This is a genomic window from Polaromonas sp. P4_F4 (assembly GCF_056401355.1).
This window is the reverse complement of the sequence record NZ_JBFUJO010000018.1, coordinates 76,093-98,139: the sequence shown is the minus strand read 5'-3', so window position 1 is coordinate 98,139 and position 22,047 is coordinate 76,093. Positions and strand designations below refer to the sequence as shown.

23 protein-coding genes and 1 pseudogene are annotated in these 22,047 nt (G+C 64.0%); 11 read left to right on the top strand and 13 right to left on the bottom strand.

Going from position 1 to position 22,047, the window contains the following annotated elements; all coding sequences use genetic code 11:
* Nucleotide 1: 1 nt before the first annotated feature.
* From AC1DUR_RS18370 to AC1DUR_RS18355, 4 genes are all read right to left on the bottom strand, one after another.
* Nucleotides 2-724 carry an amino acid ABC transporter permease gene (locus tag AC1DUR_RS18370; RefSeq protein WP_477721927.1) on the bottom strand — a complete coding sequence of 241 codons (723 nt, stop codon included), beginning with the start codon at nucleotides 722-724 and terminating at the stop codon, nucleotides 2-4.
* Between the two features lie 106 nt (nucleotides 725-830).
* Nucleotides 831-1,730 (bottom strand): amino acid ABC transporter substrate-binding protein, encoded by a 900-nt coding sequence (locus tag AC1DUR_RS18365; protein ID WP_477721926.1) that lies wholly within the window; start codon nucleotides 1,728-1,730, stop codon nucleotides 831-833.
* A gap of 566 nt (nucleotides 1,731-2,296) precedes the next feature.
* Nucleotides 2,297-3,259 carry a LysR substrate-binding domain-containing protein gene (locus tag AC1DUR_RS18360; protein ID WP_477721925.1) on the bottom strand — a complete coding sequence of 321 codons (963 nt, stop codon included), beginning with the start codon at nucleotides 3,257-3,259 and terminating at the stop codon, nucleotides 2,297-2,299.
* Nucleotides 3,260-3,408: 149 nt separating this feature from the next.
* Entirely contained in the window at nucleotides 3,409-5,265 is a 1,857-nt protein-coding gene (locus AC1DUR_RS18355) for an ABCB family ABC transporter ATP-binding protein/permease (protein ID WP_477721924.1), read from the bottom strand.
* A 67-nt stretch (nucleotides 5,266-5,332) separates the two neighbouring features.
* Between AC1DUR_RS18355 and AC1DUR_RS18350 the strand changes: the two genes are divergently transcribed.
* Together AC1DUR_RS18350 and AC1DUR_RS18345 are read left to right on the top strand one after the other, a co-directional pair.
* Nucleotides 5,333-5,809, top strand: a complete 477-nt coding sequence (locus AC1DUR_RS18350; RefSeq protein WP_477718308.1) for an acyl-CoA thioesterase — start codon at nucleotides 5,333-5,335, stop codon at nucleotides 5,807-5,809.
* Nucleotides 5,810-6,080: 271 nt separating this feature from the next.
* Nucleotides 6,081-6,665, top strand: a complete 585-nt coding sequence (locus AC1DUR_RS18345) for a YdeI/OmpD-associated family protein (protein ID WP_477721923.1) — start codon at nucleotides 6,081-6,083, stop codon at nucleotides 6,663-6,665.
* 31 nt (nucleotides 6,666-6,696) lie between these two features.
* On the opposite strand, the gene AC1DUR_RS18340 is transcribed toward AC1DUR_RS18345, so the two are convergent.
* Nucleotides 6,697-7,140 carry a hemerythrin domain-containing protein gene (locus tag AC1DUR_RS18340; protein ID WP_477721922.1) on the bottom strand — a complete coding sequence of 148 codons (444 nt, stop codon included), beginning with the start codon at nucleotides 7,138-7,140 and terminating at the stop codon, nucleotides 6,697-6,699.
* Nucleotides 7,141-7,337: 197 nt separating this feature from the next.
* Between AC1DUR_RS18340 and AC1DUR_RS18335 the strand changes: the two genes are divergently transcribed.
* From AC1DUR_RS18335 to otsA, 9 genes and pseudogenes are all read left to right on the top strand, one after another.
* Nucleotides 7,338-8,294: a complex I NDUFA9 subunit family protein gene (locus AC1DUR_RS18335; protein WP_477721921.1), complete on the top strand. Its 957-nt coding sequence runs from the start codon at nucleotides 7,338-7,340 to the stop codon at nucleotides 8,292-8,294.
* A gap of 458 nt (nucleotides 8,295-8,752) precedes the next feature.
* Nucleotides 8,753-9,445, top strand: coding sequence for a glutathione S-transferase family protein (locus AC1DUR_RS18330; protein ID WP_477721920.1), 693 nt, complete (start codon nucleotides 8,753-8,755; stop codon nucleotides 9,443-9,445).
* 22 nt (nucleotides 9,446-9,467) lie between these two features.
* A complete protein-coding gene (locus AC1DUR_RS18325; RefSeq protein ID WP_477718313.1) occupies nucleotides 9,468-9,773 on the top strand; it encodes an NIPSNAP family protein in 306 nt (101 codons plus the stop codon).
* Between the two features lie 25 nt (nucleotides 9,774-9,798).
* A pseudogene (locus AC1DUR_RS18320) lies at nucleotides 9,799-9,921 on the top strand (glutathione S-transferase); the annotation flags it as partial.
* Nucleotides 9,922-9,988: 67 nt separating this feature from the next.
* A complete protein-coding gene (locus AC1DUR_RS18315; protein WP_477721919.1) occupies nucleotides 9,989-10,495 on the top strand; it encodes a hypothetical protein in 507 nt (168 codons plus the stop codon).
* 59 nt (nucleotides 10,496-10,554) lie between these two features.
* Nucleotides 10,555-11,922, top strand: a complete 1,368-nt coding sequence (locus AC1DUR_RS18310) for a multifunctional CCA addition/repair protein (protein WP_477721940.1) — start codon at nucleotides 10,555-10,557, stop codon at nucleotides 11,920-11,922.
* A 142-nt stretch (nucleotides 11,923-12,064) separates the two neighbouring features.
* The gene (otsB, locus tag AC1DUR_RS18305; protein ID WP_477721918.1) at nucleotides 12,065-12,847 is read left to right on the top strand and encodes a trehalose-phosphatase; all 783 of its coding nucleotides are present in this window, start codon (nucleotides 12,065-12,067) and stop codon (nucleotides 12,845-12,847) included.
* On the top strand, nucleotides 12,844-14,700 hold the full coding sequence (locus tag AC1DUR_RS18300; protein WP_477721917.1) for a glycoside hydrolase family 15 protein: 1,857 nt from the start codon (nucleotides 12,844-12,846) through the stop codon (nucleotides 14,698-14,700). The genes otsB and AC1DUR_RS18300 overlap by 4 nt, the downstream gene beginning before the upstream one ends.
* Before the next feature lie 334 nt (nucleotides 14,701-15,034).
* Nucleotides 15,035-16,417 (top strand): alpha,alpha-trehalose-phosphate synthase (UDP-forming), encoded by a 1,383-nt coding sequence (gene otsA, locus AC1DUR_RS18295; RefSeq protein ID WP_477721916.1) that lies wholly within the window; start codon nucleotides 15,035-15,037, stop codon nucleotides 16,415-16,417.
* A gap of 72 nt (nucleotides 16,418-16,489) precedes the next feature.
* On the opposite strand, the gene AC1DUR_RS18290 is transcribed toward otsA, so the two are convergent.
* The 8 genes from AC1DUR_RS18290 to AC1DUR_RS18255 all read right to left on the bottom strand — a co-directional run bounded on the left by AC1DUR_RS18290 (nucleotide 16,490) and on the right by AC1DUR_RS18255 (nucleotide 22,044).
* The gene (locus AC1DUR_RS18290) at nucleotides 16,490-16,996 is read right to left on the bottom strand and encodes a thioesterase family protein (protein ID WP_477721915.1); all 507 of its coding nucleotides are present in this window, start codon (nucleotides 16,994-16,996) and stop codon (nucleotides 16,490-16,492) included.
* 11 nt (nucleotides 16,997-17,007) lie between these two features.
* Nucleotides 17,008-18,291 (bottom strand): RNA polymerase sigma factor, encoded by a 1,284-nt coding sequence (locus AC1DUR_RS18285; protein ID WP_477721914.1) that lies wholly within the window; start codon nucleotides 18,289-18,291, stop codon nucleotides 17,008-17,010.
* Nucleotides 18,292-18,318: 27 nt separating this feature from the next.
* Nucleotides 18,319-18,741: a VOC family protein gene (locus AC1DUR_RS18280; RefSeq protein ID WP_477721913.1), complete on the bottom strand. Its 423-nt coding sequence runs from the start codon at nucleotides 18,739-18,741 to the stop codon at nucleotides 18,319-18,321.
* 119 nt (nucleotides 18,742-18,860) lie between these two features.
* A complete protein-coding gene (locus tag AC1DUR_RS18275; RefSeq protein ID WP_477721912.1) occupies nucleotides 18,861-19,391 on the bottom strand; it encodes an SRPBCC family protein in 531 nt (176 codons plus the stop codon).
* 11 nt (nucleotides 19,392-19,402) lie between these two features.
* Nucleotides 19,403-19,828, bottom strand: coding sequence for a YciI family protein (locus AC1DUR_RS18270; protein ID WP_011484809.1), 426 nt, complete (start codon nucleotides 19,826-19,828; stop codon nucleotides 19,403-19,405).
* 139 nt (nucleotides 19,829-19,967) lie between these two features.
* On the bottom strand, nucleotides 19,968-20,324 hold the full coding sequence (locus AC1DUR_RS18265) for a YciI family protein (RefSeq protein WP_477721911.1): 357 nt from the start codon (nucleotides 20,322-20,324) through the stop codon (nucleotides 19,968-19,970).
* 10 nt (nucleotides 20,325-20,334) lie between these two features.
* Entirely contained in the window at nucleotides 20,335-21,162 is an 828-nt protein-coding gene (locus AC1DUR_RS18260) for an SDR family oxidoreductase (RefSeq protein WP_477721910.1), read from the bottom strand.
* Nucleotides 21,163-21,279: 117 nt separating this feature from the next.
* Nucleotides 21,280-22,044 (bottom strand): enoyl-CoA hydratase, encoded by a 765-nt coding sequence (locus tag AC1DUR_RS18255; RefSeq protein WP_477721939.1) that lies wholly within the window; start codon nucleotides 22,042-22,044, stop codon nucleotides 21,280-21,282.
* Nucleotides 22,045-22,047: the final 3 nt, after the last annotated feature.

Below are 22,047 nucleotides of genomic sequence, written 5' to 3'. Positions count from 1 at the left end.
GTCAGTGCCCTCCGCCTGCGGTCCCGGCAACGATGTAGCCGGGAATCTGCACTTTTTTCTCGACCACGGCCATCACGCGGTTCACGGCAAATGCCGACATCGCGTACAGCGCCGTGACGGCGATGTAGATCTCGACGCCGCGAGAGGTCTCTTCCTGGGCCTGCATGGCGAACATCGTGAGTTCGGCAATGGACACTGCGAACGCCACCGAGGAATTTTTCAGCAGGTTCATCGACTCGCTGGTGAGCGGCGGGATGATGATGCGAAAAGCCATCGGCAAAATCACATAGCGGTAGGTCTGGGCCGTGGTGAAGCCCAGGGCCATGCCGGCATAGCGCTGGCCGCGCGGCAGGGCCTGCACGCCGGCGCGCACCTGCTCGGCAATACGGGCGGAGGTAAAGAACCCGAGGGCGAGCACCACCAGGACGAAACCCGGGACTTCCTTCATCGGGGGGATCACCTTGGGCACCACGAAGTACCAGAGAAAAATCTGGACCAGCAGCGGGATGTTGCGAAACAGCTCCACCCACGCATCGCCGAGCCGTACCAGCCACGGGCTGTTGGGCAGGGTCCGGCAGGTCCCCATCAGGGCGCCGATCAGCATTGCCACGACCCACGCCAGGCCCGCGACGGACAGCGTCCAGCCCCAGGCATCAAACATCCACTGCAGATAGGTGCGACCGCTCCCATCGTCGTTTAAAAAAACTTTCCAATCCCAGCTCATGGCAACTCCAGCCTGTTGTTGTACTTCGGTGACTCTTTGCGCTTGACTAAACAACAAACCCCGCCAGAACAGTCCCCGGCGGGGTTTGTGATCTCAGTGGCCGGAATTACTTCTTGGCGTAGTCTTCCATAGGCTTGTCATTGGGTGCATTCCAGGCAGCCTTGGTGCTCTCGCTGGCGGCATAGCCCACTTTGGTGTTTTTCGGGGGAATCGGCTGCATGAACCACTTCTCCCACAGCTTGGCGATTTCACCCGACTTCATCATGGCCTTGACGGTGTCATCACCGAGCTTTTTGAAGGCGGGGTCGTCCTTGCGGATCATGATGGCGATGGGCTCCACGCTCAGCACTTCACCGACGATCTTGAAGTCGGCCGGATTCTTGGCGGTGGCAATATTGCCGGCCAGGATGGCGCCGTCCATCACGAAGGCGTCGGCACGGCCGGACTCCAGCAGCAGGAAGCTGTCGGAGTGGTCCTTGCCGAAAACTTCCTTGAAGTCGATGCCGCTGGCGCGCTCATTCTTGCGCAGCGTTTGCACCGAAGTCGTGCCGGTGGTGGTTGCCACATTCTTGCCATTGAGCTGGGTAATCGAGGTGATGCCGGAGCTGGCCTTCACGGCGATGCGGACCTCTTCCACAAAAGTCGTTGGCAGGAAAGACACATCCTTGGCGCGGGTGGCGTTGTTGGTGGTCGAGCCGCACTCGATGTCCACCGTGCCGTTTTGCACCAGCGGGATGCGGTTTTGCGAGGTGACTGGCTGGTATTTGACTTCCAGCTTGCGGCCCACGGCTTTTTCCAGGTCGGCGATGACGCGCTGGCAGATCTCGACGTGGTAACCGGTGTACTTGCCATCGCCCAGCGTGTAAGACAGCGCCCCGGAAGAATCACGAACCCCCATGGTCACCACGCCTGAAGCCTTGACCTTGGCGATGGTGTCGGTAGCCTGGGCGATGGCACCGCCGGTTGCGAGCAAGGCGATGGACAGAGCGGCTAGTTTGAGTTTCATGGAATCTCCTGTATTGAAATGAAAAGGTGAGTAGATACTATTTTAGAGAGTTGGATACAAGGCCATGCCTAGGTTTACCCGGCTCTCGCAGCGGCTCAGGCGGGACGGACACAGGGGACCGTGCCTGAAAATACTGCCTTGAAAGCCTCGGTACAAACGACGATTTCTCTGGCTTCCAAAATGGTGCATGTATAAAAATCCAGCGCTATCAATTTCATATGTAAGCAGTCTTTATGCCACACCTTAGCCGGGCGTTCCTGATTTTTCAACCCGGGTGTGCAGCGAGCGTCGCGGTGCGGAGCCGGCAGCGGGCAAGCCGTGGGACCGCCAACCTCCAGACTGCCTCATGCCGCCGGGCGGCGCTGCATCCCGTCGGAAAGCGGATGTTCCAGCGGGGTCCGGGATGCGGGGGCAGCAGGGCTTGGGAATTCGGTCATGGTCAAAATTTGAAGGTGACGCACTGTAAGTTTGCGGATGCAAAAACACCAATGCTGTTTGAGTGGACAACTATGCATTTTATTTATAACCACTAAGGGTTGCTACCTAGGCCACCCAGGCCACCCAGGCTATCGGGGCGGCGGCTGGATTCCACCCCGGCCCGCCGCTTTGTCCCGGGGGCCGGTTGAGGTCTGCAAATAGGTCCACAGGGCCTGCGCATGGCTTTTGGCCGCCTCTTTGGAGGTGGGCCGTGCGCGGTAAAGACGGACATCCATGGTCATCTCCAGGTTGCTGCCCGCGCTCACCAGCTTTTTGGCCCGGAGTTCTTTCCTGACGGCGCTGAGCGGCAAAAAGGCGATGCCGTGACCCTCGAGCGCCATGGCCTTCAAGCCCTCGGCCATGTCGGTTTCATACACCCGGTCCAGGTGAATTGCGGTACTGGACTGCTTGAGGATCAGGTCGACCACCCGCCCCAGATAGGCGCCGGGCGCGTAGCCCAGGTAGGGCAAGGGCTGCCCGGCTCGCCCCGGCAGGCTGAACTCGGGCTCGCCGGCGGCATTGGCCTTCACAAACGGCGCGAGCACTTCCTGGCCCAGCGACACCATCTCATAGCGCTCGGGGTCCAGCTGGAACGGCTGCGAGTCATGGTGGTAGGCAATCAGGAGATCGCAACTGCCTTCCACCAGCCGCATCACCGCGTCATGCACGTTGAGTGCGATCAGCCGGCTTTTGATCGGGCCAAACTTCTCGCGCAGGCTGCTGACCCACGCCGGGAAAAAGGTGAAGGCCAGCGTGTGCGGCACGGCGAACTCGATGACATCCTGCCCGGCCGAGGTGTGGCCGCGCAGCATGGCGCGGGTGGACTGCAGGCCCTGCAGCATTTCCAGCGACTGGCTGTACAGCGTCTCGCCGGCAGGCGTCAGGCGCGTGGGATAGGAGCTTCTGTCAACCAGGTCGGTGCCGGCCCAGGCCTCGAGCGCCTGGATGCGCCGCGAAAAGGCCGGCTGGGTCACATGACGCAGTTGGGCCGAGCGGCTAAAACTGCGGGTTTCAGCAAGACTGACGAAATCTTCCAGCCATTTGGTTTCCATGGGCGGATTATGCGAGCCCCGCTGGCACCCGGCGCTACGGGGATTCCCATGGGCCCCGGCGCCCGGAGGGCGGCGGGGTCTTGCGGATATCCAGTCAGCTATCAATTAAATAGCAAACTTCCGCCGCTACATACCGATGAATTGCCGATTTACGCGTAAGCCTCTGAGGAATTCTGCTGCAGCGCCCACATGCGCGCATAAGCCCCTTCCATCTCGAGCAACTGAGCGTGCGTGCCGCGCTCCACAATGCGCCCGCTGTCCATCACCAGAATCTCGTGCGCCTCGACGACGGTGGAAAGCCGGTGCGCGATGACCAGCGTGGTCTTGTTCTGCGCGGCGGTGCGCAGTTCGGCCTGGATGGCGCGCTCGTTGGCCGAGTCCAGCGCCGAGGTGGCCTCGTCAAAAATCACCACCGGGGGATTTTTCAGCAGCGTGCGGGCGATGGCCACGCGCTGCTTTTCGCCGCCCGACAGCTTGAGCCCGCGCTCGCCCACCATGGTCTTGTAGCCCAGCGGCGTGGAGGCAATGAAGTCGTGGATGCGCGCCGCGCGGGCCGCCTCCTCCACCTCGGCGTGGCTGGCGCCCGGCTTGCCATAGGCAATGTTGTATTCCACCGTGTCGTTGAAGAGCACCGTGTCCTGCGGCACGATGCCGATGGCCTGGCGCACGCTGGCCTGGGTGACGTGCCTGATGTCCTGCCCGGCAATGGTGATGCGGCCGCCCTCATGCGGGTTGCTCACGTCGTAGAAGCGAAACAGCAGGCGCGCCAGCGTCGATTTGCCGGCGCCCGACGACCCCACCACGGCCACCGTCTTGCCCGGCGGTATTTCAAAGCTGACCTTGTGCAGGATGGGGCGGGCCGGCTCGTAGGCAAAGCTGACATTTTCAAAACACACTGCCGGCGATGCGTCGATGCGAATCGGCTGTGCCGAAGGCTCGTCGGCGATTTCCCGCTCCCGCTCCATCAGCGTGAACATCTTGTCCAGGTCGGTCAGGCTCTGCTTGATCTCGCGGTAGATCACGCCCAGAAAACCGAGCGGAATATACAGCTGGATCATGAAGGCGTTGACCATCACCAGGTCGCCCAGCGTCATGCGGCCATCGACCACGCCCTGCGTGGCGCGCCACAGCATGGCCATCAGCCCGATCGCAATGATCAGCTGCTGCCCGGTGTTGAGCAGGCTCAGGGTGTTCTGGCTCTTGATGGCGGCCTTGCGGTAGCGCTTGAGGTTCTCGTCGTAGCGCGCGGCCTCAAATTCCTCGTTGTTGAAGTACTTGACGGTTTCGTAGTTCAGCAGCGAGTCGATGGCGCGGCTGTGGGCCGACGAGTCCAGCTCGTTCATGGTCTTGCGGAACTGCGTGCGCCAGTTGGTCACCGTGACCGTGAAGAAGATATAGAACACCAGCGCGATGCCGGTGATGGCGGCAAACCAGACGTCGAACTTGACGCCCAGCAGGGTCAGCACCAGCGTGACCTCGATCAGCGTCGGGATGATGCTGTACAGCGAGTAGGAGATGAGCGAATGCACGCCGCGCGTGCCGCGCTCGATGTCGCGCGTCATGCCGCCGGTCTGGCGCTCGAGGTGAAAACGCAGGCTCAGCGCATGCAGATGCCGGAACACTTCCAGCGAAATGCGCCGGGCCGCGCCTTCCGTGGCCTTGGCAAACACCAGTTCGCGCAGCTCGGTGAACAGGGTGGTCGACAGGCGAAGCAGGCCATACGCCAGCAGCAGCGCAGCCGGCACCACCAGCACGGCCTGCACATCGCCGGGTTTGAAGCTCATGGCGTCGACCAGGTTTTTCAGCAGTAGCGGCACGCCCACATTGGCCAGCTTGGCCCCCACCATGAAGGCCAGGGCCGCCACGACGCGCCATTTGTACTCCCACAAATACGGGAAAAGCCGCTTCAGCGTCCCCAGGTCCGAGCGCCCCGCGGCGGCCGCCGGGGAGCCGGCCGGAGCAGGCAGATGAAGGGAAGAATCGACAGTGGAAGCTCGGGAGCGCATGAGTGACAATCGTGGCAAGAGCCCGACGGGCTCCTGGTTGTTTAAATTCCTACTCAAGATTGTGCCTATGTCTTTCGAATCAAGCGCCAACCCGGGTATACACGCCAAAGCCGCCGCAGCGGCGGCCGCTGAGGCCGCCGAGGCTGCAGACGCCCTCAGCGTCCTGTTGCCTACCGACAAGGAACTCGTTCTCAAGGTGATTCCGATGCCGGCCGACTGCAACGCCAATGGCGACATTTTTGGCGGCTGGGTCATGGCCCAGGTCGACCTGGCGGGCTCCGTGGTACCGGCGCGCCACGCGGGCGGGCGCCTGGCGACCGTGGCCGTCAACCAGTTCATCTTCAAGCAGCCGGTCAGGGTGGGCGACATCCTCTCCTTTTTTGCCAGCCTCACCCGCATCGGCACGACCTCGATCACGGTGCAGGTCGAGGTGTATGCCGAGCGCTTTCGCGCACAGGGCCGCTACATCAAAGTCACCGAGGCCAGCCTGACCTACGTGGCAATCGACGATTTTGGCAAGCCGCGCAAGATTGCCAGCACCTGACCTCCTTCCCCCGCTCCTTTCCGCTTTTCCCTTCTCCCCTTCTCCCCTTCTCCATTTGCTCCAATACGGTCAGCCAAGGACCCGTGAAGCTCCCTCCCCTTCCGGGGGAGGGTTGGGGTGGGGGCCAGCGACGACCAGATGAGCGCGGTGGCCCGACGCCCACGCCGCGAGCCCCCATCCCGGCCTTCCCCCAGCGGGGGAAGGAGACGATCGGCACTGCGCGCGGTGTGCTCACTGAACCGTATGCCATTTGCTCGCGCAGAATGGCACCATGACCCAACCCGTCGAAGCCGTGGCGATCCTCGCCTGCAAAAACAGGAAATGCTGGACGAACTGGCTGGCCAGGCACCATGCCAGCAGCCCGGGGGTCTGGCTGCAGATGGCCAGGAAGGATTCGGGCCTGGCGTCCATTTCCCACCCCGAAGCGCTGGAAGCAGCCCTGTGCCAGGGCTGGATAGACGGCCAGCGCAAAAAGCTGGACGCGCAATACTTCCTGCAGAAATTCACGCCGCGCCGGGCCAGGAGCATCTGGTCCAAAATCAACCGTGAGAAGGCATTGGCGCTACTGGCTGCCGGGCACATGCAAGCCGCCGGCCTGGCCGAGATCGAACGCGCCAAAGCCGATGGCCGCTGGGATGCGGCCTATGACGGGCAGGCAAAGGTGACCATCCCTGACGACCTGGCAGCCCTGCTGGCCAGGGAGCCCCGGGCGAAGGCCTTTTTTGAAACCCTCGACTCACGCAACCGCTATGCCATCTTGTTTCGGCTCCAGACGGCGAAAAAGCAGGAGACCCGGGAGCGTCGCCTCCTGCAGTTTGCAGGGATGCTGAGCCGCGGAGAGAAAATTTATCCCTGAACGGGGCCCACGTCGGCCTGCAGCGAAGGCCTCAGCCCCCGACACGCTGGGAGACGAACTCACCCTCGTAGCCTTTGGCCAGCGACAGCTTCTCGGCCTCGGTGAGCACCTTGCCCGCCAGCTGGAAGATGCCCTGCTCCTCGTCCTCCAGGTGGTGATGGATCTTGTGGTGCAGCTCTTTCGCCGTGGCCAGCCAGCCCGGCGACGTGAAATCCGTTGCTTCCAGCTGCTCCACCAGCTCGTCCATCTCATGATGCTCTGCGATACCGTGGCGCGACGGTGCCTGTGTCATGTCGTGGGCAATCAGCGGCACATAGAAAAACCGCTCCTCGGCGGCCGCGTGGGCCGCCAGCTCCTGCTTGAGCTCCCGGAAGAGACTGTGCCTTTCGGGGCTGTCGCCCTCGGTCTTGATCAGGTGGTCCACCAGGCCTCGCTGGGTTTCGTGGCTGATGCGCAGTGCTTCGAAGATATTCATCCGGCAATTGTCCGGACCCTGCCTGCCCGCGCGTGTAGGCAAATGGCGGGTTTTGCCTACAGAGAATTCGACGCCGGCCTGCACATAAGCTATCAATTTAATAGCTTAATCCCTCGAAAAAACGGTGTCAAAACCGTTTTTACGATAAAAATCATTTTTTTAAAGCAAAGTTGTCCAAACGCGCTAAATTAAGGTCCATGAAACAAGTTCTCATCCTCGGCGGCACCGGTTTTGTGGGCCGCCATGTCTGCGAGAAACTGGCCCAGCTTCAATGCCGCGTGACCGTGGCGACACGCCGGATTGACAACGCCCGCCACCTCCAGACACTGCCAATGCTGGACGCGATCGAGATCGATGTGCATGACACCGCCGCCCTGACATCCCTGCTGGCCGGGCATGACGCGGTGGTGAACCTGATCGCCATCCTGCACGGCACGGAGGCCGCATTTGAAAAAGCCCACGTGCAGTTGCCGCTGGCGCTGGTGCGTGCCTGCGAGGCCGGTGGTTTGCGGCGCATTGTTCACATCAGCGCGCTCGGCGCGTCCATCAGCTCGGCATCGATGTACCAGCGCAGCAAGGCCCGCGGCGAGGCCGTGCTGCTCAGCGCCGGGCTGGATGTGACGCTGCTGCGCCCGAGCGTGATCTTTGGCGCCGAAGACAAATTCCTCAACACCTTTGCCCGGATGCAAAAGCTGTTTCCGGTGGTCCCGCTGGCCGCCAGCCAGGCGCGCTTTCAGCCGGTCTGGGTGGAAGACGTGGCCAGCGCCGTGGTGCGCTGCCTGCAGGACGGCGGCTCCATTGGCCAGGTCTACGAAGCCTGCGGGCCCGACGTGTTCACACTGCGGCAGCTGGTGGAGCTGGCGGGCCGCTATGCCGGCATCGATGGCGGGAAGGGCCGGCCGGTCGTCGCACTGCCGGCACCGCTGGGACGCCTGCAGGCGCGCCTGATGGAACTGCTGCCTGGCGAGCCCCTGCTCAGCCGCGACAACCTGGACGCCATGCAAACCGACAATGTGGCCAGCGGCAAGCTGCCCGGCCTGAAGGCGCTGGGCATCACGCCCACCGCCCTGAGTGCCATCGCCCCGTCCTACCTGGGCAGGCAGGGCCTGCGCGGCGGCCTGACGGCCAAGCGCAAGACGGCTGGAAGGTCTTGAAGAATATTGCCCCCACGCTTGCTCACTGCGTGTAGCCGCTGCCCCCCGAGGGGGCCGCTGCGCCTGCGGCCCGGCWAAGCCRGTYCCGCGGCCCCTGCTGGAATGAAGAGCCCCCACGCTTGTCACTGCGTGTACTGCGCTGCCCCCCGAAGGGGCCGCTGCGCCTGCGGTCTGGCAAAGCCAGTCCCGCGGCCCCTGCTGGRATGAAGAGTCCCCACGCTCACACTGCGTGTAGCTCTCGAGGCCTTGCAGGCCGCGGGGAGCCGCAGGCTCCAGCCCCTCGGGGGTTTCCCTCGGGGCGGCCCGGCGCTGCGTTCGTTGGCTCCCACGCGCGCCCTCGCTCAGGGTGCGTGTAGCATCAATCCGGCGATTTTTTTGCATCAATGGTGTACTGGCGTACCTGTAGCATCGCCTGTCGTTTCATTGTGACCTTCATCGTCAGCAGATCGGGGATTTCCATGCTCAAGCTCTATATCGGTAACAAAAACTACTCTTCCTGGTCCATGCGGCCCTGGGTGCTGCTCAGGCAGGCCGGCATTCCTTTTGAAGAAATCAAGGTGCGCTTTGATTCGTTTGACGCCGGTTCGGGCTTCAAGCAAAAGATCGGCAGTGTGAGCCCGGTGGGCAAGGTGCCGGCCCTGGACGATGATGGGTTTGTGGTGTGGGACAGCCTGGCGATCGCCGAATACCTGGCCGAGCGCTTCCCTGACAAAAACCTCTGGCCCCAGGACCTGCAGACACGCGCCCGGGCGCGCAGCATCTGCGCCGAGATGCACAGCGGCTTTGGCGCCCTGCGCTCGGCCTGCCCCATGAACATTGAGGCCAGCCTGCCCGAAGTGGGCCAGCTGATCTGGCGCGACAAGCCCGGCGTGCGCGCCGACGTGCAGCGCCTCATCGCCATGTGGAGCGAGCTGCTGGCGCAGCATAAAAACGTTCAGGAGCCCATGCTTTTTGGTGAGTTCAGCATCGCCGATGCGTTCTTCGCCCCGGTCTGCATGCGCCTGAAAAGCTACGCCCTGCCTGTTCCTGCTGAGATCGCAGCCTACATCCAGCGCCTGAGCGCCCTGGCTGGCGTGAAAGCCTGGACCGACGACGCGCTGGCTGAAAACGATTTTCGCGATTTTGAAGAACCGTACCGGCTCAAACGCTGATCCACAGAAAGCAAGCCTCCTCATGGTCACCATTTACCTGCGCTACGTACTCGATGCCACCAAGCTCAAGGAGTTTGAGCACTACGGCAAACTGTGGATTCCGCTGGTCGAAAAATTCGGCGGCAAACACCACGGCTATTTCATGCCCAGCGAAGGGGCCAACAACATCGCGCTGGCGCTGTTTACCTTTGACAGCCTGGCCGCCTACGAAAGCTATCGCCAGCGCTCCTTTGAAGATGCAGACTGCCAGGCCGCCTTCAAATATGCAGAAGCCACCGGCTGCATCATCAGTTACGAACGCAGCTTTTTCCGCCCCGTGTTTTCCTGACCCCCGAAATACCTGCAGGAGAGGATATGTCGCTCGCGTGAGCGCGCTGCCCGGCGTCAAGGCGTGGATTGACGATGCACTGGCAGAAAAAGACTTCCGGGACTTCGAGGAACCGTACCGCCTGGTACCAGACCCCGATCCTGTCTGATTGCGCAGTCCCGATTTATGGCCTAGCATGAATTGTCCCGTCAACAACTTCAAGCGAGGGGTTCATCATGATTCGACTGGCCTGGTTGTCTTCAGTCGCAAGCGCGGCTTTTCTGGTCGCGGCCTGCGGCGGAGGCGATGGCGGCACGGCTGCACTGATATCTTCCGAGCCGATCGACAAATACGTTGGCAACTGGACCAACTGCCAGGCCACCGTCGTTAGCGGCGTCAGTGTCTCCGCCCTGACGAGCTTCACGGCCGCCAAGATCGACGCGACCCATGGCTCCTTCACGACGACGGTCACCATTTTTGCCACCTCCAGCTGCGACGTTCTCAAGCTCTCGGGTCCCACCGCGGTCCCGAAACTCTCGGGAAGCGTGGCCATCGACAGCCCGGGATCGGGGCCCTCCGGGTCTGACAGGATCACCATCACGCCTTCGACCCTCCCGAGCTTCAAGGACCTTGCGCTTGTCACCGGCAGCCAGTTGCAGTTTGGCGATGCAGGCAGCGCCAAGGACGCCCAGGGCTATCCCACGGACCTGGACAGCAGCTTCATCCTGATCAAGCAGCCGTGAGCAGCAGGGCCGCGCGGCCGCCCGTGCCGCGTGGGTCGGGCAAGGCCTACACTTCGGACATGCAGATTTACATGGTCGGCGGCGCGGTGCGCGATGCCTTGATGGGCCTGGCGGTGCAGGACCACGATTGGGTGGTGGTGGGCGCAACGCCCGAGGACCTGGTGGCCCTGGGCTATCAGCCGGTGGGCAAGGATTTCCCGGTGTTTTTGCACCCCGAAACTCGCGAAGAGTACGCGCTGGCACGCACCGAGCGCAAAACTGCGCGCGGCTACCACGGCTTTGTGGTGCATGCCGATCCGGACGTCACGCTCGAGCAGGATCTGGCACGGCGCGATCTCACCATCAATGCCATCGCGGCTCCGGCCCGTTCGGCAGGCGCCGCAACCGGCGCCACACCCGCCTTTGAAGCTGATTTTGCGGCACTGATCGACCCGTATGGCGGCCAGCGGGACATTCGGGCCAAGGTCTTGCGGCACGTAACCGACGCCTTCCGCGAGGACCCGGTGCGCATTCTGCGGCTGGCCCGCTTTGCCGCCCGGTTTGCGGATTTTTCCGTGGCGCCCGAAACCCTGGCGCTGATGCGGGACATGGTGGAGGACGGCGAAGTCGATGCGCTGGTGCCCGAGCGCGTCTGGCAGGAGCTGGCCCGCGGCCTGATGGAAGAAAAGCCCTCGCGCCTCTTTGACGTGCTGCGCGACTGCGGCGCATTGCACAGGCTGCTGCCGGAAGTCGCCAGGCTCTGGGGCGTGCCGCAGCGCGCCGAACACCACCCCGAGGTCGACACCGGCGTCCACCTGATGATGGTGATGGACATGGCGGCGCAACTCCAGACATCCTTGCCCGTGCGCTTTGCCTGCCTGTGCCACGACCTGGGCAAGGGCACGACCCTGGCGCCAGGCGCCGGTGTCATGACGGCGCAGGGCACGCCCCAGTCGCCGGAGTTCTGGCGCACAAAAATGGAGGCCGACCCCCAGCTGGGACGCCACGTCGGCCATGAGGAGCGCAGTGCGCGCCTGCTCAAGGGCGTATGCGAGCGCCTGCGCGTGCCGGTGGAGTGCCGCGAGCTGGCCGACGTGGTGGCACGCGAGCACGGCAACATTCACCGCAGTGCCGGATTCGGCGCGGCGGCCGTGGTGCGCCTGCTGGAGCGCTGCGATGCATTTCGCAAGCCCCAGCGCTTTGCCGACGTGCTGCTGGCGTGCGAGTGCGACGCCCGCGGCCGTCTCGGGTATGAGCATTCGCCGTATCCCCAGCGCCAGCGGCTGCTGGATGCCCTCGCCGTCGCCCAGTCTGTTGCCACGCACCAGGTGGCCGCCGACGCACAGGCCGCCGGGCAGGATGGCAGGCAGATTGGCGAGATGATTCGCCAGGCACGCGTGGCTGCAGTGGGCAAGAACCCCGGCTTTGCTGCGGGCACTTCCGAGTAACCCCGAGTAACCCCGAATGACCCCGAGCGACCGAGCGACCTGCTGCCTCTAACGAAAAAAACACAAAAAACAAAAACAAAAAAACGAAAAAGCGAAGCTGGCCTACATCCATATCACAAGGGTTTTGCTAAGGTGAGTTCTGATGCAGTTCTTCCATCCACCCCTGCAAATGGGCTCGCCCCGCCTGCCCCTGATCGGGCCGCAGACCGCGCTTTTTCTCGATTTCGACGGGACACTGGCCGACCTGGCGCCGCTGCCCGGCGCCGTGCAGCTGACCGCGGAATTGATCCCCACCCTGACCCAGCTCGCAGTCCGGCTGAAAGGCGCGCTGGCCATCGTGTCCGGGCGCACCCTCACGGACCTCGACCGGTTTCTCGAGCCCCTGCAACTGGCCACGGCGGCCGAGCACGGGTCACAACGCCGCCAGGCGAATGGCCAGGTCATCAGCGCCGCCGCCCCTGATCTGCAGGAGGTGGTGCGCCGGGCCGCGGCGCTGGCCGCACGCCATCCCGGCCTGCACCTCGAAATCAAGTCCGCGGCCGTCGCCCTGCACTACCGCCAGGCCCCCGACCTCGAAACGCTGGTGCTGCGGGTCATGCGGGAAGCGGCCAACAGCACACCGGGCGCAGAATTGCTGCATGGCAAGTGTGTGTTTGAAATCAAACCGGCCGGCGTCAGCAAGGGAACGGCCATTGAGGCTTTCATGGGAGAAATGCCGTTTATGGGCCGCCTGCCCCTGTTCGCGGGCGACGATGTGACCGACGAAGCCGGGTTCTCCGTCGTGCAGTTCCTCGGCGGCCAGGGCATCAAGGTCGGCGAAGGCGTCACGCTGGCCAGGCACCGTTGCGCGGCGCCGGCCGTACTGCGGCAGTGGCTGCAGGCCGCCTGCCAGGACTCGAACCACTGGCGCGGGACCAGCCCATGACGGCCCCGAACGACTCCGCGCGCTTTGTACCGCCCGCCGAACCCTCGCTCGCGATGGGCGTGATCGGCAACTGCGCGTTCAGCGCGCTGATCGACATCCGCGGGCGCATTGTCTGGTGCTGCCTGCCGCGCTTCGACGGCGACCCGGTGTTCAACGCATTGCTGCAGCCCGGCACCGGCCGGATCGATGGCAACACGCCCTCTGCCGAAACGCTGCCCAGCGCTTTTTCCATTGAGATCGAGGATTTTGCCGAATCCAGGCAGTGGTATGAGCCCAATACCGCCGTGCTGCGTACCCAGTTGTTTGACAAAAACGGGCAAGGCATAGAAATCACCGATTTCGCGCCGCGTTTTTTCAGCCGCTCGCGTTTCTTCCGGCCCCTGACGCTGGTGCGGCGCGTGCGCCCCCTCTCTGGTGCGCCGCGCATTCGCGTCTCGCTCGACATTCGTTTTGACTGGGGCCGGCGTGCACCGCTGATCACCCAGGGCAGCAACCACCTGCGTTATGTGGGAGATGCGATGACGCTGCGGCTGAACACGGACGCTCCGCTGTCGCACCTGCTGGCCCGCCAGCCTTTCGTGCTGACCCGCGAGCACAACTTCCTGCTGGGCGCCGACGAGTCGCTGGCAGAGGGCATTGCGGACACAGCGCGGCTGTTCGAGCAGGAGACCGTGTCGTACTGGCGCAAATGGAGCCAGCGCCTGCACATTCCGCTGGAATGGCAGGAGGCGGTGATACGCGCGGCGATCACGCTCAAGCTGTCCCTCTTCGAAGACACCGGCGCCATTGTGGCGGCCATGACCACCAGCATTCCCGAGGCGCCGGGCAGCCAGCGCAACTGGGACTACCGTTTTTGCTGGTTGCGCGATGCTTTTTTTGTGGTGCGCGCCCTCAACGGCCTGTCGGAGGTCGGCACCATGGAGGACTACCTGCGCTGGCTCAGCAACGTGGTGGTGCAGGCCAACGGCGGGCACATCCAGCCGCTGTATGGCATTGGCCTGGAGCGCGAGTTGCCCGAGTCGGTGATGGACCACCTGGGCGGCTACCGCGGCATGAGGCCCGTGCGTGTGGGCAACCAGGCGCAGGAGCATTTCCAGCATGACGTGTATGGCAATGTGGTGCTCGGTGCGGCGCAGGCCTTTCACGACAACCGCCTGCTGCACCGCGCCGGACTGGCCGAATTCCAGCGGCTGGAGGCGGTGGGCGAGCAGGCCGCGCGCACCTATGACCAGCCCGACGCCGGCATGTGGGAGCTGCGCACGCGCGCACGGGTCCACACCTCGTCGGCCCTGATGTGCTGGGCGGCCTGCGACCGGCTGGCCAAGATCGCCCTGGTGCTCAAGCTGCCCGAGCGGGCGGCTTACTGGCAGGACCATGCACAGCGCATGCAGGAGAACATTTTGCGGAAGGCCTGGAGCGAGGAACGCCAGGCCTTTGCCGAGAGCTTTGGCGGCCGCGACCTGGACGCCAGTGTGCTGCTGATGATTGAAGTGGGCTTCATCGACCCGAAAGATCCGCGCTTCATTGCCACCGTCGACGCGCTGGAAACCCATTTGTGCGACGGCCCCTACATGCGCCGCTACGAAGCCCCCGATGATTTCGGCAAGCCCGAGACCGCCTTCAACATCTGCACCTTCTGGCGCATTGATGCGCTGGCGCGGATTGGGCGCAAGGCGCAGGCGCGCGAGATTTTTGAAACCATGCTGGCGGCGCGCAACCATGTAGGCCTGCTGTCCGAAGACACGCATCCGACCACGGGCGAGATGTGGGGCAACTTTCCGCAAACCTATTCCATGGTGGGCATCATCAACGCAGCGGTCCGGCTCTCGGCGCCGTGGGATTCACAGATATGAACACCCCCGTTGAGGACTCACTGCGTGTAGCCTCCTCCCCCCTTGCAGGGGGCGGCGCCTGCGGGCCGGCGAAGCCGGACCAGCGGCCCCTGCTGAGTCGATCCGGCTCCCGAAAATATGCACACCCCCGTCGGCGGCTCACTGCGTGTAGCTCCTGCCCCCCTTGCAGGGGGCGGCGCCTGCGGGCCGGCGAAGCCGGACCCGCGGCCCCTGCTAAGCGTAGCAAGATCACTTCATCGATGAACGCGCTTTTTCCGCCGGGCCGCCCCAAGGAAAAAACGGCCCCCTCGGAGGGCAACGCAGTACACGAAGTGACAAGCGTGGGGGCCATGTCATGAGCCGGCTTGTCGTGGTGTCCAACCGCGTGGCCGATCCGCGCAAGACGGCTGCCGGTGGGCTGGCCGTGGCGCTGGGCGATGCGCTCAATGCCACGGGTGGACTCTGGTTTGGCTGGAGCGGCACTGTCGTTGAAGGCGGTGCGCCGGGCGAAGGCGAGTTGCATGTGCAGCAGGCGGGCAACGTCAAGCTGGTCACCGTGGACCTGTCCGCCGACGACCATGCCGGCTATTACCTGGGCTACAGCAATGGCGTGCTCTGGCCGGTGTTTCACTACCGGATCGACCTGGCGCGCTTTGACGCCGGCTACATCCGCGCCTATCGCCGCGTCAACCAGCTGTTTGCGCGCAAGCTGATGACGCAGCTGCGGCCGGACGACATCATCTGGGTGCATGACTACCACCTGATTCCGTTGGCGGCCGAGCTGCGCGCCATGGGTGCCACCCAGCGCATCGGTTTTTTCCTGCACATTCCCCTGCCGCCGCAGCAGGTGCTGGCGGCCATTCCCCAACACGAATGGCTGATGCGGGCCATGTTTGCCTACGACCTGTTGGGCTTTCAGAGCGATGCCGACCTGCAAAACTTTTCGCGCTATGTGCAGGCCGAGGCCGGCGCCGAGGACCTGGGCGGCAACCGGTTTCGCGCTTTCAACCGCACCGTGCGGGCAGGCTCCTTCCCGATTGGCATTGACGTGGACGAATTCGCCGCGCTCACCCACGCCAAGGAAGGGAACGACATGTACGAGCGCATGAGGAACGAATACTCCCGGCGCAAACTGCTGCTGGGCGTGGAACGCCTGGACTATTCAAAAGGCTTGCCGCAGCGCCTGCGCGCATTCAAGAGCCTGCTTGAAAAATACCCGGAAAACATCCGCAGCGCCACGTTGATCCAGATCGCCTCACCGAGCCGCGAAGACATGGGCACGTACACCGACCTGCTGCAGGAGCTCGAGAGCCTGTGCGGTGCCATCAACGGCGACTTTGGCGAGTTGGACTGGATGCCCGTGCGCTACATGCACCGCAACGTGGCACGCAAACGCCTGCCCGGCCTCTACCGCGTGGCGCGCGTGGCGCTGGTCACGCCGCTGCGCGACGGGATGAACCTCGTGGCCAAGGAGTTCATTGCCGCGCAGGACCCGGCCGATCCGGGGGTTCTGGTGCTGTCGCGTTTTGCCGGCGCCGCCGAACAGCTGAAGGAAGCCCTGCTGGTGAACCCCTACGATACGGACGGCACGGCAGACACCATCCAGCACGCCCTACGGATGCCGCTGCAGGAGCGGCAGGGACGGCACCAGAAGCTGCTGAAAAATATCCGTGAGCAGGATGTGCACTGGTGGCGCAAGACATTCCTGGATGCGCTGCGCGACGCCGGAAGTGACTAGCCTTTTGACTGGCCTTTTGACGGGCCATTTTCAGGGACACCGCCGCTTGCAGCAGAAAACGGGGCAGAAAATTCAGGACACGATATAGGCGGCCGCAGCGCTGGAAAAAAGCGTTCCGTCCGCCCCCAGAAACTCCATGCGCGTATTCGCCACCCGCGACCCCAGGCGCAACACCTCGGCCCGCAGTTCAAAATGCTCGCTGATGCCCGGGCGCAAATAATCCACCCGCAGGTCAATCGTTCCCAGCCTGGAAAACCGGTGCAGGCGCTGCAGCGGGGTCTCGTCCATGTGGCGCGCGCCGATGGCCGCCATCACCGCGAGCCCGCCCATGGCATCCAGGCCGGCGCTGATCACGCCACCGTGAACGCGGTTGTGGGCGTAGTGGCCCACCAGTTCGTGCCGCATGTCGATGCGTGCCGTGACCCGCTGGGGCTGGATTGACGTGATCTTCAGGCCCAGCGTCTGGTTGAAAACAATTTTCTCCTCGAAGATGGTTTTCAGGCCGGTGATGAACTCTTCTTCAAATTCGAAAACTGAAGGCTCGGGGTTGAGGCTGGGGTGGGGTGAAGATCGGGTCATGGGGTTGATTGTCATGCAGTCAGGTCGCGCGCGCGCTCGAGCAGCAGCTCCCGCTCCCGCAGGTTGCCGGCCAGCTGCGCCGCCCGCTCGAATTCGGCGCGCGCCTCGTCCAGGCGGCCCAGCTTGGCGAGCAGATCCCCGCGCACGCCGGGCAGCCATTGATAAGCCTGCAGCGACGGCTCCTGGCGCAGCGCGTCAATGATTTCCAGCCCGGCCGCGGGCCCGAACGCCATGCTGACGGCGACCGCCCGGTTCAGCTCCACCACCGGCGAGGGCGCGGTCTGCGCCAGCGCGTCGTACAGCGCGGCAATGCGCGCCCAGTCGGTCTCCGCCGCCGTGGGCGCCCGCGCATGGCAGGCCGCAATGGAGGCCTGCAGCGCATACGTGCCGAGCGGATGGCCGCGTGCGCCGCACAGCGCCTCGGCGCGCGCGAGCGCGGCCAGACCTCTGCGGATCAGCAGCCGGTCCCAGCGGCCTCGGTCCTGCTGCGCCAGCAACACGGGGCGGCCCGACGCATCGACGCGTGCGGCGGCGCGCGAGGCCTGCAACTCCATCAACGCGACCAGTCCCTGCACCTCGGATTCGTCGGGCGCCAGCTCCGCCAGCATGCGGCCCAGGCGCAGGGCCTCGTCGGTGAGCGCCGGCCGCATCCAGTCCTCGCCCGCGGTGGCGGTGTAGCCCTCGTTGAACACCAGGTAAACCACCTCGAGCACCGAAGCCAGCCGCTCGACCAGCGCGTCGCCGACCGGCACCTCGAAGGGCACACGCGCCTCCCCCAGCGTGCGTTTGGCGCGGACGATGCGCTGCGCAATCGTTGGCTCGGCCACCAGGAAGGCCCGGGCAATCTCGTGCGTCGTCAGGCCACCCAGCAGCCTCAGCGTCAGCGCCACCCGTGCTTCGGTCGAGAGCACGGGGTGGCAGGCGGTGAAGATCAGCCGCAGCAGATCGTCGCCGATCTGGTCGGCCCGGGCGGCGTCGAGCCCATCCACAAAGTCCGGTACGACCAGCGCCTCCTGCGCCTCCAGGTCATGGCCGATCTGCGCCAGCTTGCTGTCGAGCAGCTTGTGGCGGCGCAGGTGGTCAAGCGCCCGGTTCTTTGCGGTGGTCATCAGCCAGGCGCCCGGGTTATGGGGCACGCCCTCGGTGGGCCAATGCTCCAGCGCCGCCACCAGGGCGTCCTGCGCCAACTCCTCGGCCAGGCCGATGTCACGCACCATGCGCAGGACAGCGGCCACGATCTTCGCGGACTCGATGCGCCAGACCGCGGCAATCGCCTGGTGCGTGGCTGAATGCATGGGCAAGTGTCCTCAGGCCCCGTCCGTTCAGGCCTGCGGGGGCGTGGCCGGGGCTGCGGCCATGTCCATGTACGCCAGCTCCCAGATGTGGCCATCCAGGTCCTCGAAGCCATGGCCGTACATGAAGCCGTGGTCCTGCGGCGCGTTAGGCACGGTGGCGCCGGCGGCGCGCGCCTTGGCCACGAGTTCATCCACCTCGGCGCGGCTCTCGCACGACAGGCACACCAGCACCTCGGTGCTCCTGGTGGTGTCGGCCACCGCCTTTTTGGTGAAGGTCTTGAAGAAGCTTTCGACCAGCAGCATCACGTAAATGCTGCCGTCCGCCACCACCATGCAGGCGCCCTGCTCGTTGGTGAACTGCGGGTTGAAGCTGAAACCGAGTTTGCCGAAGAACGCCTTCGAGCGTTCCATGTCCTTGATGGGGAGGTTGACGTAAATCTGGCGGCTCATGAGGTACTCCTTGGAACAAGCAATGAATGAATGATTGATTGAATTTGAAAACCAGTTAAAACGCGAGTTAAAACCAAAGTTAAAGGCGGATTGAAACCGGATTGAAAAAAACGGAACGCTCAGGCGCGCTCGGCCCGAGCCTTCAGGTTGGCGAGCCCTGCTTCGAAGTCGCGGCCTATCACGCGGTCCATGTTGAGGAACACGCCCACCAGTTTGCCCACGAAAAGACTCGGGCCGTGCATGGCCCAGGTGACCTCCGTGGCATCGCCGCGCGGTGCCAGGCTGAACTCGACGACGTTGTGCCCTTCAAAGGGTTCGAGCATGTCGAGCTTCATCGTGACCTTGCCAGGCGGCGAGGACTCGATGATCTCGATGCTGCCTTTGCCGACATCCTTGTTGCCCTGAAAGTCGTAGCCCGCTCCGGGGCCGCTGGCCGGGCCGCGATAGCTGCCCTTGATGGCCGGGTCTTTCTTCTCGTAGGGGTTCCAGGTGTTGAACTGGCGCAGGTCGTTGATGAGCGGGTACAGCGTGTCGGGCGCAGCCTTGATGCTGGCGCTGCGCTGCACACGGAAGGTGTCGGGCCGGGTGGCGGCAAAGATCAGCAGCGCGCCAATGGCGGCGACAGCGATGAGAGCCAGGGTCTTGATCATGGCGCGCTCCCTCACTTCTGGCTGGGTGTGTTCATTTTGCGAAAGCGCTCGACCGACTCGCTGGGGGAAAAGTCGTCCAGCTCGTAAAGCTGGCGCACCTCGATCACGGCCGGCGCGTTCTCGCCCACGGGGTTGGGAAAACGGCGCGACCACTCCAGCGCCTCTTCGCGCGAGCGCACCTGGATCGTGGTGAAGCCGGCAATGAGCTCCTTGCTTTCGGCGAATGGGCCGTCGACCACTGTCCGCTTCTGGCCGTCGTAGTGGATGCGCCAGCCCTTGCGGCTGGGCTGCAGGCCGCTGGCGTCCAGCAGCACACCGGCCTTCGACAGCTGCTCGTGATAGTCGGCCATGGCGGCCATCAGCTTTTCGTCCGGCGACTGGGGCGTGGTCTCGGCCTCGAACTCGGGGTTGGATTTGACGATGATCATGAATCGCATATCGGTTCTCCTGGGTGGTAAACGGGTAAACGGTAGCCAAATTGCTGGCTTCCACTCACACGACGAACAAGCCGACGGGAAATCGACACATGACAGCTAGGTATAAACCCTAGATACACGACTGATCAGCCTCGACTGATCAACCTTCGTAACAAGGCGCCAGCGCCCGCACCTCGAGCGTGGCCCACTCCGCCGCCGGGCACTGCTTCGCGATGGCAACGGCCTCCTCCCGGCTGGCGCAGTCGACCAGGAAGAACCCGCCGACCATCTCCTTGGCCTCGGCGAACGGGCCGTCATGAACCTGGGGCCGGCCTTCGCGGACCTGGACCCGGCTGGCCTCGGCCTGCGAGCCCAGCGACTCGACGCCCAGCAGCAGGCCGCGGGCCTTCAGCTCATCGGCAAAGGTGAGCATGCGCCCGTAGACGGCGCGGCCTTCGGCTTCGGTGCGGGTCGCCCGCTGCCCGACGGGCTCGTGGATCAGCAGCATGTAGGGCATCGCAATTTCCTCAATCGACAAAGAAGTCTGGAATGAAGTCTTTCGTTCCCGGCGTCACCGAATATTTTTCCAGGTCGGTGATGCCGTGCGCGGCCAGCAGTTCGTCGTCAATATAAAAATTGCCGGTGTTCGAACTCGGGCTGGTCAGGATCAGGTAGGCGGCGTCAGACAGGATCTCGGGCGTTCGGCAGCGCTTCACGTCCACCCCGGGCAGCATCTGCAGCGCGGCGGTGGCAATGGCGGTGCGCGGCCACAGGCTGTTGACGGCGATGCCGTACTTCCCGAACTCGCCCGCATGCCCCAGCGTGCACATGCTCATGCCGTACTTGGCCATGGTGTAGGCCGTGTGGTGCTCGAACCAGCGCGGCTTCATCGACAGCGGCGGCGACATCGTCAGTACATGCGGGTTGCGCCCGGCCTGCGCGGATTTCTTCAGCTCGGCCAGGCAGGCCTGCGTGCACAGGTAGGTGCCGCGCGCATTGACGCCGTTCATCAGGTCGTAGCGCTTCATCGGCGTGTGCTCGGTGTCGGTGAGGCTGATGGCGCTGGCGTTGTTGACCAGGATGTCGATGCCGCCAAAAGTCTCCACGGCCTTGGCCACGGCGGCTATCACCGCGTCCTCGTCGCGGATGTCCACGGCCAGCGCCAGCGCCTGGCCGCCCGAAGCCCGGATTTCTTCGGCCGCGCTGTAGATGGTGCCGGGCAGCTTGGGGTTGGCATCGGTGGTCTTGGCCACGATGACCACATTGGCGCCGTCAGCCGCGGCCCGGTTGCCGATGGCCAGCCCGATGCCGCGCGAGGCACCGGTGATGAAGAGGGTCTTGCCTTTGAGATTCATGAACGTCTCCTGTTTTAATTTGCGATGTTTTTGATTGCTCACCACCCCATATCGACAGCAGAGACAGGCTTTTTTTCTTGCTTTGTTCCTGATAACCCCCGAGCCCGTCCCGCCGCCTCACACCTTTGAGAAGTCCGGCTTGCGCTTCTCCATGAAAGCACCAAACGCTTCACGCGCGGCCGGCTCGCCGAGCATGCGGCCGAAGCTGTCAGCCTCTTCGGTCATGCGTTCGGCCACGATGCTGGCATGGCCTTTTTTCATCAGGCGTTTGGTTTCCATCAGCGCACTCAGCGGCTTGGCCGCCAGCTTGAGCGCCTGCCGCTGCGCCAGCGCATTGGCCTCGGCGGGCGGCACGATGCGGTTGACCAGGCCAAGCTCCAGCGCGGTTTCCGCCATGAAGGGCTCACCCAGCAGCAGGGCCTCGGCCGCACGCGGGTAACCCATCAGCTGCGGCACCAGCAAGCTCGATGCCGCCTCCGGGCACAGGCCCAGATTGACAAATGGCATGGAAAACGCGGCATTGTCGCCGGCGTACACCAGGTCGCAGTGCAGCAGCAGCGTGGTGCCAATACCGACGGCCGGGCCGCACACCGCGGCCACCAAGGGCTTGGGAAAGCTGCTGATGCCACGCAGGAAGCGAAACACCGGCGCATCGGGCGTGGACGGCGGCTTGTTCAAAAAGTCGCCGATGTCGTTGCCCGCCGAGAAAATGGTTTCATGCCCCTGGATCACGACGGCGCGCACGGCGCTGTCGTGGTGGGCCGCTTCCAGCGCGTCGGCCAGGGCGGCATACATCGCGGCGGTGATGGAGTTTTTCTTGTCCAGGCGGTTCAGCGTGATGGTCATCACGCCCGCTTCAACGTGGCTGAGGATTTCGGGAATGGG